This is a genomic window from Methylorubrum pseudosasae (genome assembly GCF_029504475.1).
In the GTDB taxonomy this organism is placed as follows: domain Bacteria; phylum Pseudomonadota; class Alphaproteobacteria; order Rhizobiales; family Beijerinckiaceae; genus Methylobacterium; species Methylobacterium extorquens.
This window is the reverse complement of sequence record NZ_JAQGDU010000002.1, coordinates 1,894,091-1,906,391: the sequence shown is the minus strand read 5'-3', so window position 1 is coordinate 1,906,391 and position 12,301 is coordinate 1,894,091. Positions and strand designations below refer to the sequence as shown.

The window sequence follows — 12,301 nt, the reverse complement described above, 5'->3', positions numbered from 1 at the left end:
CGGGTTCGATCGATGAAGGTCGTCTACGGTACGCACGCCCTCGACACGCTCGCTGAGCGTGCGATCGAACGGGCATGGGTGGAGCGCACCCTGTTGTCGCCGGAGAGCGTCGAGCCGGATCCCATCCATCCGGACCGGATGCGGGCTTTTCGGGCGCTGCCCGAACGCGACGGGCGCGTCCTGCGTGTGGTATACGTCCCGATCCCCGGTGGCGCACGCGTCGTGACGATGTTCCTCGATCGCGGCAGGAGGAGGAAAGCGTGAAGAGCCGCTACGATGCCGAGACCGATGCGCTCTATGTCCGCTTCACCGAGACCCCCATCGTCGAGAGCGAGGAGGTACGGCCTGGTATCGTCCTCGACTTCGATGCTGAGGGCCGGATCGTCGCGCTCGAAATCCTGGATGCGACCGACCATCTGGCGCGTGGTGCCGACCTCGCTGCCCTGACGGCCGCTTAAGAGACAACTCCCGACGATGGCCCGGCATCCCGCAATCCTGTTCGTGTGCCTGGGCAACATCTGCCGTTCGCCGCTGGCCGAGGCTGCCTTCCGGCAGGAGGCCGAACGGATCGGGCTCGACGTCACGGTCGATTCCGCCGGCACCGGCGACTGGCACGTTGGCGAACCGCCGGACCCGCGCGCGATCGCGGTGGCGCGGGCGAACGGCGTCGAGATCGCGGGCTATCGCGGACGTCAGGTCGCGCCGGCCGATTTCGAGCGCTTCGATCACGTCGTTGCCCTGGATCTCGCCAACCTCGCGCGGCTGCGGGCCCTGCGGCCGGAGGGGGCGCGGGCCGCGCTGAGCCTGCTCCTCGATAACGTGCCGGGCCGGGCGGGCGAGCCCGTGGCCGACCCCTATTACGGCGCGCAGGAGGGCTTCGACACGACCTGGGCCGATGTGACCGCAGGCGCCCGAGCCCTCGCCCGCCGGATCGCGGAAGCGGAATGAGTGACCTCGCCCGGCACGCGGCGGACCTGCTCGGCGTCCCCCTTGCCGAGGCTCGGCCGATGGCGGGCGGCGACCTGTCCCAATGCGTCCGCCTGAGGCTCGGCGATGGGCGCGAGGCCGTGGCGAAGACCGGGCCGGCGCCGCGGGAAGAGGCCCGGATGCTCGCAGCCATCGCCGCGACCGGCGCCCCGGCGCCCGCCGTGCTGGCCGTGGACGAGACGGTGCTCGTCCTCGAATGCCTACCCGATACCGGTTCGGGGCCGGGCACCGACGCCGATCTTGGCCGGGTGGTGGCCCGCCTGCACGCCGCCGAGGGCGAGCGCTACGGCTGGCATGCCGATTACGCGTTCGGCCCCGTCGCCATCGAGAATGCCTGGGACGACGATTGGCCGGCCTTCTGGGGCAGGCGCCGCCTGCTCTGCCATGCCGGGCACCTTCCTATCCCGCTCGTCCGGCGGATCGAGCGGCTAGCGGACGACCTTGGCAATCGCCTTCCGAAGCGGCCCCGCCCGGCCCTGCTCCACGGCGACCTTTGGAGCGGTAACGTGCTCTATGGAGGCGACCGGGTGTCGGGGCTGATCGATCCGGCCTGCTATCACGGCCATGCCGAGGTCGATCTGGCGATGCTGAGCCTGTTCGGCCGCCCCGGTCCCGGCTTCCGCACGGCCTACGGAGCCCCCGAGCCCGGCGCGGCGGAGCGCGCGCCGATCTACAAGCTCTGGCCGGCCCTGGTGCATTGGCGCCTGTTCGGCGACGGCTACCGGAGCATGGTCGAAGGTTTTTTGGGGGCGGCCGGGGTCTGACGCATCTTTCGCCCGGCGGCTGCTGACGGCGCATGGCCAAGCCTCCACTGCCGAAAGATCGCTCCTGCCCTCAACGCATCATCGCGCGCGGCACGGCCGTAATCAGGCGCCATGCCGTTCCGTCGTCCTCTCGCTGCCAAACGCTGCGGAGCTGCGGGTTGCGGTCATCAGGCGACATCAGCGGCCCCTCGATCACCATGCGCTCAAGGGCACCCTGTGTCGCCGGCACCAGGGTTCCCGGATTCAGGATGAAGTGGCCGAGCAGCGCATCGGCCATGATGCCGGGGCGATCGGGGTCGAACCCGAAACTGAGGAAGAAGCGTGCCTTGGGGCCGCCTTTCGGGTGATCCACGTTCAGAAGGTATTTGACGATCTTGTCGCTCGGCACCCGCAGCGGGCCGTACCCGCCGAATGCGCTTAAGGAACGGGTCGTCCAGCAAAGGCCACGTTGCTCGCCCCGACCGTCGCGAGGGCCCCCATGGGCTCGGGAAACTCGACCTCGTAGGCATCGCCGCCGCGCCAGACCGCGACCACGGTGCCTTCGGTCCCGGCCGGGATGGTATCTCCGTCCATCGTCACCACGTCGGTCAAGACGCGGACATCATCGAGCTCCCGGAGCGCGGCCCCGGGGCAATCTTCAGACCACTGATAAACAACCTCAACGGACATGAGCGGAAGATTGGGACGCCTGCGAGCATCCGTCAACGGAGACGGGTCGTATGCGTCCCGGTCGAGCCCGACGAAGCCCGCCCCTACTCCGCCGGAGCCGGCATCGCCGATAGGCGCGGCTCGAAGCGACCGCCCTCCGTCGGCTTCATCTCGACGCGGCGGTCGTGGTGCTTGTGCAGGGTCGAACGGTGGCCGATCGAGACGATGGTCGTGCCGGGCATCGTCGCGCGCAGCGTCCGGTAGATCGCGGCCTCGGTTTCCTCGTCGAGGGCGGCGGTCGATTCGTCGAGGAACAGCCAGTCGGGCTTGGCCAGGATCGCCCGTGCGATGGCGAGGCGCTGCTGCTCGCCGCCCGACAGGCGGCGGTCCCAGGAATCGACCTCGTCGAGCTTGTCCGCGAGTTGGGGAAGCTGAGCGGCCTTGAGTGCGTCGCGCATCTCTTCGTCGGAGAAGCGGTCGATCGGGTTCGGATAGGCCACCGCGCCGCGTAAGGAGCCGAGCGGGAGATAGGGCCGCTGCGGCAGAACCAGCGCCGACTGTCCGGCCGGCACGTCGACCCGGCCCTTGCCGAACGGCCAGATCCCGGCGATCGCCCGGAACAGGGTCGACTTGCCCGAGCCCGAGGGGCCGGTGACCAGGGTCGCTCCGCCCTTCGGCAGTTCGAGCGCGCCCGCATGCACGATCTCGCGGCCATCGGGCAGCGCCAGCGTCAGGTCGCGGGCGGTCACGCCGCCGGCGGTTTCGTTGCCGTTGGCGAGGCCGTAGCCGGCGCCGGCCAGAGCCTCAGCCTGGGTCATCGCCCGCTTGAACGAGCCGAGACGGATGGTGTTCGCCTTGTAGGCGGCGAGGATGGTGTAGGAATTGATGAAGAAGTTCAGCGAGTTCTGGACGTTGCTGAACGCGTTCGAGGTCTGCTGCAGGGCGCCGAGGGTGATCTTCTTGGCAAAGAAGGACGGCGCGGCGATGACGAGCGGGAAGATCGCGCTCATCTGGCGGTAGCTGAAGGTGAAGGCGATCAACTTGATGCGCCGGAAGATGATGCCGACGTAGTTGTCGACGATGGCGTGGAACAGGGTGGCGAGGCGGGACGCCTCGGCCCGCTCGCCGCGCAGCAGGGCGATCTGCTCGGAATAGATCCGATTGCGCGCCAGAGCGAAGCGGAAATCCGCCTCGACCTGTTCCTGCCGGTAGTCGAGGCCGATGAGCGGCTTGCCGATGAGGTGCGTGAGCCAGGTGCCGACCACGGCGTAGGCGATCACCAGCCACACGAGGAAGCCCGGGATCACGGCGTCGGTGAACGGCAGCACGAAGTCGCGCGAGAGCGTCCACAGGATGACGATGAAGGAAACGAGCTGCGCCGCCTGCGAGAGCAGCCGGGTCGAGAGCGTCGTGGTCTGGGCGATGAAGTTGTTGACGTCCGACTGGATGCGCTGGTCCGGGTTGTCGGCGTGCTCGTCCACGAAGGGGATGCGGTAATGCGTGCCCTCCCCGAGCCAGCGCTCGTAGAGATTGTGGGTGAGCCAGGTGCGCCAGCGGAGCTGCAATCCGGCATCGACGTAGATGTCGAACATGCCGATCACGACATTGAGGATCGCCAGCGGCACGAAGATCCAGCCGAGCTGATACCAGAAGCTCGGCGCGTCGAACTCCTGCAGCGCGTTGTACATGTCGCGGTAGAAGAAGTTGAACCGCAGCGTCAGCGCCACGTCCGCGAAGCTGACGAAGATCGAGAGTGCCACGAGGTTGCGGCCGATCTGGCCCTCGGTGCGGCCGAACCGGCGGAACATGCCGATCTCCCGGCTCGGGGCGTCGTGGCTGGCAAAGTACGGGTCGGCAATCAGGGTGATGTCGCGGATCGGCTTCCAGTGCGAGACGGCGAGCACGATGGCGGCGAACACCACGGAGCCGGTCGCGGCGAAATCCGGTGGCAGCAGCGCCGCGACGACGCCCGGCAGGGCGCCCATCGCCGCCAGGGTCTTGGCGCCCGCCAGCAGCAGGTAGCCGACGCCGTAGACCGAGATGAAAATCTTCAGGTAGGCCGAGAGGCTGTTCGAGGCGATGAGGATGCCTGCCATCGCGAAGCCCGCGAGCGAGACGTAGAGCGGTGGGCTCGGAATCCCCGGCATGGCCAGCAGCAGGAGGGCGGCGAGCGCCGTCAGCACGGCCTGGATGCCGAGCCTGCTCTTCAATGCGGCCACGCGGGTCGTTCCTTCTCGCTGCACCGGCCCTGGCCATCCTTGGATCGGATGGCGCGCCGACGGACGGGTTCAATCGCCGAATGCGGCGGCCCTGGCTATCCGTCGTGGCGAGAACGTGGCGCGCGGCCGCGCCTGTCACGTGAAATTTCGGTCATGTCGAGGAATGGGCTGCCGCCGGCCAGCGCCGGACGCCGCCGGGTGCGACACCGTAGACAAGTTTTCCGACGACTTTTGAGACGTTTGCCGGGACTGCGCCCCGCACCTCTCGGCCCTCAGTTCGCGTCCCAGTTCCAATCGCCGTAATCCGGCTCGCGGCAGCGGTAGCCGATCGGGCATTGCGGGTTGTCGCGGGTCGGGACGAAGCGCAACTCGGCGATTTCTGTGAGTTCGCAGAAGCTGCGGTCGCGCACGAAGCGCTCGGGCGGGCGCCCGCCGAAGCTGAGCGTCGCCGCGCCTTCCGCCTTCACCAGCGCCATCGCCTCCACGCAGGTCGGGCGCGCCGTCTGCGTGCGCGGCTGGGCCATGGCGGGAGCGAGGGCAAAGGGCGACGAGAGCAGAGGCGCCAGTGCCGAGCCGAGAACGGCGAGGGTGACAGGTTTCATTACACGGGTACGGTCGACGGCCGTCGCGGCCGCCAAGCTTGACCATGGCAGGTTCCGCTTGCTGCGGGAAGGGGTTGCCGTGCCTCTGCCGCATTCCCGGCGTCTATCGCGGAATGTGGGCCTCCATGGCCTTGAGTCGTTTTAGGAAAAGCGCCCTGTGTTGCGGGCGGCCTGGGTCGAAGACGCGGCCGGCCGCATGGCGCCGTTTTCTGAAACATCGTCTCGGACGCGAGAATGCTGATATCGGGAGCACAGGCCGAAGAGGCGGTGAGAGGGGCGGCGGAAGAGCCGATGACGGCTGACGGCGCGCAGGAGGCTGGCGGGACCGGTGATGGGGCACGGGAGGTGACGTCCGCGGTTCTATCGCGGCGTCTCGCGATCCCGGTGATCCTGGCCGCGGGCTGGGGCGCCCTGTTCGCTTACACCCTGATCGTGCTCACCGATGACGGGTCCGTGGCGGCGCCCGCCGGTCAGACCCGATTCGCGCCGACCGACAGCATCGACGTCCCGGAGGTGCGGTTGCCCGAGCCGGAGCGGCCGGCGACGCCCGCCGCCAACCCGCCGCGGGTGCTCACGGTCGCCGCGCCCGCACCGCCGCTGGAGACGGTGGTGCCCGTCGCCGAGCCGCGGCCCGCCGCGCCGCTGGTGGAGCGCGCCGCCTTCGTCGGCATCTGGGGGCCGACGCCGGTGGCTTGCGGCCAGCGCCAGCGCCGCCGCGGTTTCCTGCCCGCCACGATCACCGAGGATGGCGCAAAGGCCGGGCGCACCACCTGCCGCTTCCGCAACAACCGCCGCGAGGGCAGCGCCTGGACCATGGCCGCTGATTGCAGCGAGCGCGGCCGCCGCTGGACCTCACAGGTCCGCCTCCTCGTCGAGCATGACCGGCTCACCTGGACGAGCGGCAAGGGCCAGGCGAACTACATCCGCTGCAGTCGGAAATCCGACTGATACGATCCCCGCTTTATGAAAGCGGGGATCGTATCAGCAAGCCCGCGCGGCGCCTGAGCGAAGCCCAAATCCGCCATCCCGAAGGGATCAACTGGATTTGGTATGAGGCGTAACTACGCCGCCCTGTGCTCGACGAAGCGCAGCCCCAGCGCGCGAGGCCGGAACACGACCCGCTCCGGCAAGAACCGCCAGAAGCGCTCGGCGCCGTCGATCCGTTCGTCCTCGTTCGGATCGAGCACGATTTCGGTGCGTCCGCTCATCTGCAGCAGAGCGCCGGTCGCAAAATCCGGAAAGACCAGCCCAGCGCGCGGATTCGCCAGCAGATTGCCCAGCGTGTTGAAGAAGCGGTTGCCGGAATAGTCGGGCACCGTGAGGCCGCCATCGGCGCCGACCCGCACGAAGCCGGGCCGCCCTCCCCGGTGCGAGACATCGGCCTGCCGCCGGCCCCCCGCATCCTCGACGAAGCTCGCCACGAAGAAGGTGTCGGCCGCCGCGACGAGCCTCCGCGCCGCCGGATCGAGCCCGTCCGACAGGACGGGGCGGGGCCGGGCCGCCGACTCTCCGACGCGGGGGCCTTCATGCCGGCTATGGATGTATTGCGGGCAATTCCCGAAACTCTGTTCGACGTGGATCGCGAAGCCCTCCGGCCCCGCGCGCTCGACGGTTCCGTTCAGGCGGTTGCGGCGGCGCGTGGCCAGTTCGATGCCGAGCAGGGCCACGCCGTTGCCGTCCTCCAGCCCCGCCTCGGCGGGATCGTTCGGCTCGCGGCGCCCGTCCACCCGGAGCCGAAACGGGTCCGGCGCGTGCAGGAACCCCGGTTCGCCCTCCCGCAAGGTCGCCCAGGGGCGGCCCTCCCCATCCACGCTTCCGAGGACGGCGAAGGGCAGGAGCGGAAAGAATGCCCGGTGCTGCTCGGTCAGGTGATCGCGGATCACCCGCGGGCCGAGTTCGGCCATCCGGCCGGCCATGCCGACACTCTCTTGGATCGCCACCTCGCCCCGGTGCCAGGGGGAGGCTGCGGCGTGCTCGTTCATGCGGAGGCTCCCGTCGCGTTCAGGCCGACCGGCGAGGCCGGGAGTGACACGAAGCCGGGCAGCGCCTCGATGCGAGCGAGCCAGGCGCGGACGTTTTCGTAAGCCGCGAGATCGACGTTCCCCTCGGGCGCGGCGGCGATGTAGCTGTAGAGCGCCACGTCGGCGATGGTCGGACGGTCGGCGGCGAGCCAGTCGCGGGACGACAGCTCCGCATCGATCAGCGCCAGAATCCTGTGGGCGCGCGCGATCACCTCCCCCGCATCGAAGCTGGCGCCGAACAGCGTGACGAGGCGGGCGGCGCAGGGGCCGAAGGCGATCGGCCCGGCCGCGACGGAGAGCCAACGCTGCACCCGCGCGGCTCCGGCCGCATCCTCGGGCAGCCAGTCGCTGCGCCCGAGCTTCTTCGCGAGGTAGACGAGGATGGCGTTGGAATCCGGCACGATCGTCCCGTCATCGTCGAGGACGGGAACCTGCCCGAACGGGTTGATCGCGAGAAAATCCGGCGAGCGGTTCTGCCCCCCGGCGAAATCGACCTCGACGGTTTCATAGGGCTGGCCGACCAGCGACAGGAACAGGCGTGCCCGGTGGGCATGGCCCGAGAGCGTCAGGCTGTAGAGCTTCACGGCGTCGTCTCCTCCCGGCCGCGGGATCGGCCGTGGGGTGGATCACACTCCTTCTCCGCCGCGAGGTGAACCGGCATTGTCGGCAAGCGACTGTTGCGTGCGGCGGAATAATCGCCACTCTGCCCCAGACAGGGAGGGGCCGCGATGGACCGGCTGCAAGGGATGCGGGTGTTCGTGCGGGTTGCCGAGAGCGGCGGCTTTGCCGGGGCGGCCCGTGCGCTGTCCATGAGCCCGGCCGCCGTCACGCGCGCCGTGGCGGCCCTCGAAGCGATGATCGGGGCGCGGCTGTTCATCCGCACCACGCGCTCGGTGAAGCTCACCGAAGCGGGCGGGCGCTATCTGGAGGATTGCCGCCGGATCCTCGCCGAGATCGCGGAAGCGGAGGCCACCGCCGCAGGCTCGACCGCGACGCCGACCGGTGTCCTGACGCTGACGGCTCCGGTGCAGTTCGGGCGGCTCTACGTGCTGCCGGTGGTGACCGACTATCTCGCGCGCCACCCGGCGGTGGCGGTCCGCGCGCTGTTCCTCGACCGGATCGTCAACCTGATCGAGGAGGGCATCGATGTCGGCGTGCGGATCGGGCATCTGGCCGATTCCGGGCTCACGGCGACCCGCGTCGGCAGCGTGCGCCGGGTCGTCTGCGCCGCACCGAGCTATCTGGAGCGGCACGGCGTGCCCGAAACACCACGCGACCTGCGCGATCACGCGGTGATCGGCGCGTCAAACCCCGGTGCCCTGCCGGAATGGCGGTTCGGACCCGAGGGGCGCAGCACGGTGGGCGTCCATGCTCGGCTCGTCTGCAACACGGTCGATGCGTCGCTGGCGGCGGCCCTCGACGGTTGGGGGATCGCGCGTCTGCTGTCCTATCAGGTCGCGCCGGCGGTGGCGGAAGGGCGCCTGCGCATCCTGCTCAGCGAGGACGAGGAGGCGCCGGTTCCGATCCACGTCGTCAGTCCCGAGGGACGGCGGGCGCCGGCCAAAACCCGCGCCTTCGTCGATCTCGCCGCGGCGCGGCTGCGCGCCGATCCGCGGGTCAACCCGGCGGCCTGAGGTGGTGGGAGGGGAAACCCCCTCCCCCTCAGTACACGTCGGCCTGATAGCGCCCGCTCTTCTTCAGGGCGGCGAGGTAGGCCACGGCCTCGTCGGGGTTCTTGCCGCCGAACTGGGCGGCGACGTCGATGATCGCCCGCTCCACGTCCTTGGCCATGCGCTTGGCATCGCCGCAAACGTAGAAATGAGCGCCGCCCTCCAGCCATTTCCACAGCTCGGCGCCGTTCTCGCGCATGCGGTCCTGCACGTAGGTCTTTTCCGTGCCGTCGCGCGACCAAGCGAGCGAGAGGCGGGTCAGCACCTTGTCTTCCTTGAGGCCGTTCAACTCGTCCTTGTAGAAGAAGTCGGTCGCCTGCCGCTGGTGGCCGTAGAACAGCCAGTTGCGGCCGGGGGCCTTCGTGGCCGCGCGCTCACGCAGGAAGGAGCGGAACGGGGCGACGCCGGTGCCGGGGCCGCACATGATGACGTCCTTGGCCGCATCCGCCGGCAGGCCGAAGCCGTGCGCCTTCTGCAGATAGATCCTGACCTTCGTCTGCTCCGGGAGACGCTCGCCCAGATGCGTGGAGGCGACGCCGAGGCGCAGGCGCGAGCGATGGTTGTAGCGCACCGCATCGACGGTGAGCGAAACCCGGCCCTCATCCATCTTCGGCGAGGAGGAGATCGAGTAGAGCCGCGGCTGCAACTCGTCGAGCGCCTCGAGGAACACCTCGGCATCGGGGCGCGCACCGGGGAATTTGTGGAGCGCGCCGAGCACGTCGAGATGCTGCGCATCGCCGTCCGGATCCTCGCCGGCTGCGAGCGCCTGCGCCTTCTTCCGGGCGGCACCCGAGGTCAGGAGCGAGAGGAGCTGGTAGAGGTTGTCCGGTGCGGCACCCAGGGAATACTCGGTCAGCAGCCGGTCGCGCAGGGTCTTGCCCGCGATCATCCGCTCGGGCCGCGTGCCGAGTTCGGCGATCACCGCATCGACCAGGGCCGGGGCGTTGGCGGGGAACAGGCCGAGGGAATCGCCCGCCTCGTAGGTGATCGGCGTGTCCCGCAGGTCGATCTCGATGTGCCAGGTCTCCTTCTCGCCGCCCGGCGCGTTGAGGCGCGTGCGGGAGAGGAAGGTCGCCTCCACCGGGTTCTCGCGGCAATAGCCGAGCGGCCCGAGTTCCGGCTCCTTCTTCGGAGCGTCGCCCGCCTCCGCCTTCGGAGCGGCCGTGCCCCCCGCGGCGCCGAACTCCTCGTCGAGCTTCTTGAGCATCCGAAGCGTTTCTTTGCCGCCGGGCTGGCAAAGGTTCAGCCGCTCCTCGCTCTTGAGGAAGATCGCGTTGGCATAGTCGGCGCAGTTATAGCCGCACTGTCCGCAATCCTGCTGGGCCATGGCGGCCATCAGCTTCTGCGGCTCGGAGCGGTCCTTGGCGATCGCCATGCGGTCGTTGATCGGCATCGACGGGTCGTGCCAGGGCGCGTCGTCGTTGTCGGCCAGCTTCGGACCCGTGGACGGCGCCTCGCCGGGGGCGAGCGCGGTGGCGCCTTCCACGGCGGGGCCCAGCAGCGCGGCGAAGTAGCCGGACAGCCAGGAGCGCTGGTCGGCGTTGAAGGGGGCGCTCTCGGGGATGAGAACGAGCGGGGGCGCGACGTGCTGGGTCATGCGGCGGCCTTGAGGGCAGGTTGTTCTTCGGCGGCGTCGCGCAGGGCTTCGGGGCCGGTGCGCGCGGTGAAGGCCTGGAAGCTCTCCTCCGGGCCCTGGCGGCGGGCGAGATAGGCGTTGAGCAGGGCCTCGACGCGCGAGGGCGCGTCCTCGGCCTTCACCGCCTTCCAGATCTCGGTGCCGATCTTCGGGTTCTCGGCGAATCCGCCGCCGACCACGACATCGTAGCCCTCGACGGTGTCGCCCTCCTCCGAGACGACGACCTTGGCGCCGATCAGGCCGATATCGCCGATGTAGTGCTGGGCGCAGGAATGGTGGCAGCCGGTGAGGTGTACGTTCACCGGCACGTCGAGGTTCGGCACGGTCCGCTCGACATGGTCGGCGATGATCATCGCGTGGCCCTTGGTGTCGGAGGCGGCGAACTTGCAGCCGCGCGAGCCGGTGCAGGCGACGAGGCCCGAGCGGATGCCGGCGGCCTTCACGGTGAGCCCGAGCGCGAGCACCCGTTCCTCGACCTCGGCCACCTTCGCGTCCGGCACGCCGGAGAAGATGAAGTTCTGCCAGACCGTCATGCGGATCTGACCGTCGCCGCATTCCGCGGCGATCTTTGCCAGCCCGCGCATCTGGTCGGTGGTCATCTTGCCGACGGGGAGCACCACGCCGACCCAGTTCAGGCCGGGCTGGGCCTGGGCATGGACGCCGACATGGCTGTAGCGGTCGGTCGGCCGTCGCGGGGCGACATGGGCGGCGTCGACCCGGTCGAGCTTGCGCCCGAGCTTCTCCTCGACGGCGGCGATGTACTTGTCGAAGCCCCAGGCGTCGAGAACGTACTTCATCCGGGCCTTGTTGCGGTTGGTCCGGTCGCCGTTCTCGATGAAGACCCGGATGATCGCGTCGGCCACAAGGTTGCAGTCCTCGGGCCTGAGGACGATCCCGGTGTCGCGGGCCAGGTCCTTGTGGCCCGAGATGCCGCCGAGCACGAGGCGCATCCAGACGCCCGGCGCGACCGGGGCGCCCTCCAGCACCTGGATCGCCTGGAAGCCGATGTCGTTCGTCTCTTCGAGCGCCGGCATCACGCCGCCGCCGTCGAAGGAGACGTTGAACTTGCGCGGCAGACCGTAGAGCGAGCGGTCGTTCAGGATCCAGTTGTGCCAGGACTTGGTGAGCGGCCGGGTGTCCAGCAGTTCCTGCGCGTCGATGCCGGCTGCGGGCGAGCCGGTGACATTGCGGATGTTGTCGGCGCCCGCGCCCTGCGCAGTCAGGCCGAGATCGATCAGCCCGTCGAGGAAGGGCTGGGCGTGCTCGGGCGCGATCTCGCGCACCTGCAGGCCCGCGCGGGTGGTGACGTGGCTGTAGGCGCCGCCATGGGCGTCGGCGAGGTCGGCGAGGCCGGCGAACTGCCAGTGGTTCAGGATGCCGTTCGGAACCCGGATCCGGCACATGTAGGAGGTCTGGGTCGGCGCGACCCAGAACATGCCATGGTAGCGCCAGCGGAAATTGTCCTCGGGCTTCGGAGCCTTGCCCGTGGCGGCCTCCGCCTTCAGCCGGTTATGGCCGTCGAACGGGTTCTCGGCGCGCTTCCACTTCTCCTGGTCGCAGAGCTTGCCGCCCTCCTTCACGGTGCGGATCTGCGCCTTGATGTGGATCGCGTCCGGGCCCGTGGGCTCGGCCGGCGCGCTCGCTGGGGCTTGGCCCGCGGCGAGGCCGCCGGTCATGCGGGCCGCGGCGATGCCGGAGGCGAAGCCCTCCAGGTAGCGCTTCTGCTCGGCGTTGAATTCGTCTGCCATCGCTGC

At 69.5% G+C, this 12,301-nt stretch carries 14 protein-coding genes; 6 read left to right on the top strand and 8 right to left on the bottom strand.

Annotation, left to right across the window (positions count from 1 at the left end; translation table 11 throughout):
* Positions 1-12 precede the first annotated feature (12 nt).
* Genes M2437_RS09835 through M2437_RS09820 form a run of 4 tightly spaced genes read left to right on the top strand, consistent with a single transcriptional unit; the run spans position 13 to position 1,751 of the window.
* Positions 13-264: a DUF4258 domain-containing protein gene (locus tag M2437_RS09835; protein WP_253387270.1), complete on the top strand. Its 252-nt coding sequence runs from the start codon at positions 13-15 to the stop codon at positions 262-264.
* Positions 261-458: a DUF2283 domain-containing protein gene (locus M2437_RS09830; protein ID WP_147016331.1), complete on the top strand. Its 198-nt coding sequence runs from the start codon at positions 261-263 to the stop codon at positions 456-458. Before M2437_RS09835 ends, M2437_RS09830 begins: the two co-directional genes overlap by 4 nt.
* A gap of 16 nt (positions 459-474) precedes the next feature.
* Positions 475-948: a low molecular weight protein-tyrosine-phosphatase gene (locus tag M2437_RS09825; RefSeq protein WP_253387269.1), complete on the top strand. Its 474-nt coding sequence runs from the start codon at positions 475-477 to the stop codon at positions 946-948.
* Positions 945-1,751, top strand: a complete 807-nt coding sequence (locus M2437_RS09820) for a fructosamine kinase family protein (RefSeq protein WP_253387268.1) — start codon at positions 945-947, stop codon at positions 1,749-1,751. Before M2437_RS09825 ends, M2437_RS09820 begins: the two co-directional genes overlap by 4 nt.
* A gap of 70 nt (positions 1,752-1,821) precedes the next feature.
* Here M2437_RS09820 and M2437_RS09815 read toward each other — a convergent pair whose 3' ends face one another.
* From M2437_RS09815 to M2437_RS09800, 4 genes are all read right to left on the bottom strand, one after another.
* A complete protein-coding gene (locus M2437_RS09815) occupies positions 1,822-2,139 on the bottom strand; it encodes a DUF6883 domain-containing protein (protein WP_253387267.1) in 318 nt (105 codons plus the stop codon).
* 29 nt (positions 2,140-2,168) lie between these two features.
* The gene (locus M2437_RS09810; RefSeq protein ID WP_253387266.1) at positions 2,169-2,324 is read right to left on the bottom strand and encodes a DUF4926 domain-containing protein; all 156 of its coding nucleotides are present in this window, start codon (positions 2,322-2,324) and stop codon (positions 2,169-2,171) included.
* A gap of 179 nt (positions 2,325-2,503) precedes the next feature.
* Positions 2,504-4,618: an ABC transporter ATP-binding protein/permease gene (locus M2437_RS09805; RefSeq protein WP_015952664.1), complete on the bottom strand. Its 2,115-nt coding sequence runs from the start codon at positions 4,616-4,618 to the stop codon at positions 2,504-2,506.
* A 272-nt stretch (positions 4,619-4,890) separates the two neighbouring features.
* The gene (locus M2437_RS09800) at positions 4,891-5,220 is read right to left on the bottom strand and encodes a hypothetical protein (protein WP_015824561.1); all 330 of its coding nucleotides are present in this window, start codon (positions 5,218-5,220) and stop codon (positions 4,891-4,893) included.
* A 291-nt stretch (positions 5,221-5,511) separates the two neighbouring features.
* On the opposite strand from M2437_RS09800, the gene M2437_RS09795 reads away from it, so the two are divergent.
* Positions 5,512-6,168 (top strand): hypothetical protein, encoded by a 657-nt coding sequence (locus M2437_RS09795; protein WP_253387265.1) that lies wholly within the window; start codon positions 5,512-5,514, stop codon positions 6,166-6,168.
* A 113-nt stretch (positions 6,169-6,281) separates the two neighbouring features.
* On the opposite strand, the gene M2437_RS09790 is transcribed toward M2437_RS09795, so the two are convergent.
* Both M2437_RS09790 and M2437_RS09785 read right to left on the bottom strand, forming a co-directional pair.
* Positions 6,282-7,202 carry a pyridoxamine 5'-phosphate oxidase family protein gene (locus M2437_RS09790; protein WP_253387264.1) on the bottom strand — a complete coding sequence of 307 codons (921 nt, stop codon included), beginning with the start codon at positions 7,200-7,202 and terminating at the stop codon, positions 6,282-6,284.
* Positions 7,199-7,825, bottom strand: a complete 627-nt coding sequence (locus tag M2437_RS09785) for a glutathione S-transferase family protein (RefSeq protein WP_253387263.1) — start codon at positions 7,823-7,825, stop codon at positions 7,199-7,201. Before M2437_RS09785 ends, M2437_RS09790 begins: the two co-directional genes overlap by 4 nt.
* Positions 7,826-7,969: 144 nt before the next feature.
* Between M2437_RS09785 and M2437_RS09780 the strand changes: the two genes are divergently transcribed.
* Positions 7,970-8,875: a LysR family transcriptional regulator gene (locus M2437_RS09780; protein ID WP_253387262.1), complete on the top strand. Its 906-nt coding sequence runs from the start codon at positions 7,970-7,972 to the stop codon at positions 8,873-8,875.
* 28 nt (positions 8,876-8,903) lie between these two features.
* Here M2437_RS09780 and M2437_RS09775 read toward each other — a convergent pair whose 3' ends face one another.
* Positions 8,904-10,508, bottom strand: coding sequence for a sulfite reductase subunit alpha (locus M2437_RS09775; protein WP_015824566.1), 1,605 nt, complete (start codon positions 10,506-10,508; stop codon positions 8,904-8,906).
* Positions 10,505-12,295: a NirA family protein gene (locus M2437_RS09770; protein ID WP_253387261.1), complete on the bottom strand. Its 1,791-nt coding sequence runs from the start codon at positions 12,293-12,295 to the stop codon at positions 10,505-10,507. Before M2437_RS09770 ends, M2437_RS09775 begins: the two co-directional genes overlap by 4 nt.
* Positions 12,296-12,301: the final 6 nt, after the last annotated feature.

Coding starts and splice junctions, on each gene's coding strand:
- M2437_RS09835 (WP_253387270.1), top strand. CDS start 13: ATGAAGGTCGTCTACGGTACGCACGCCCTCGACACGCTCGCTGAGCGT.
- M2437_RS09825 (WP_253387269.1), top strand. CDS start 475: ATGGCCCGGCATCCCGCAATCCTGTTCGTGTGCCTGGGCAACATCTGC.
- M2437_RS09820 (WP_253387268.1), top strand. CDS start 945: ATGAGTGACCTCGCCCGGCACGCGGCGGACCTGCTCGGCGTCCCCCTT.
- M2437_RS09810 (WP_253387266.1), bottom strand. CDS start 2,324: ATGGACGGAGATACCATCCCGGCCGGGACCGAAGGCACCGTGGTCGCG.
- M2437_RS09800 (WP_015824561.1), bottom strand. CDS start 5,220: ATGAAACCTGTCACCCTCGCCGTTCTCGGCTCGGCACTGGCGCCTCTG.
- M2437_RS09795 (WP_253387265.1), top strand. CDS start 5,512: ATGACGGCTGACGGCGCGCAGGAGGCTGGCGGGACCGGTGATGGGGCA.
- M2437_RS09790 (WP_253387264.1), bottom strand. CDS start 7,202: ATGAACGAGCACGCCGCAGCCTCCCCCTGGCACCGGGGCGAGGTGGCG.
- M2437_RS09780 (WP_253387262.1), top strand. CDS start 7,970: ATGGACCGGCTGCAAGGGATGCGGGTGTTCGTGCGGGTTGCCGAGAGC.
- M2437_RS09775 (WP_015824566.1), bottom strand. CDS start 10,508: ATGACCCAGCACGTCGCGCCCCCGCTCGTTCTCATCCCCGAGAGCGCC.
- M2437_RS09770 (WP_253387261.1), bottom strand. CDS start 12,295: ATGGCAGACGAATTCAACGCCGAGCAGAAGCGCTACCTGGAGGGCTTC.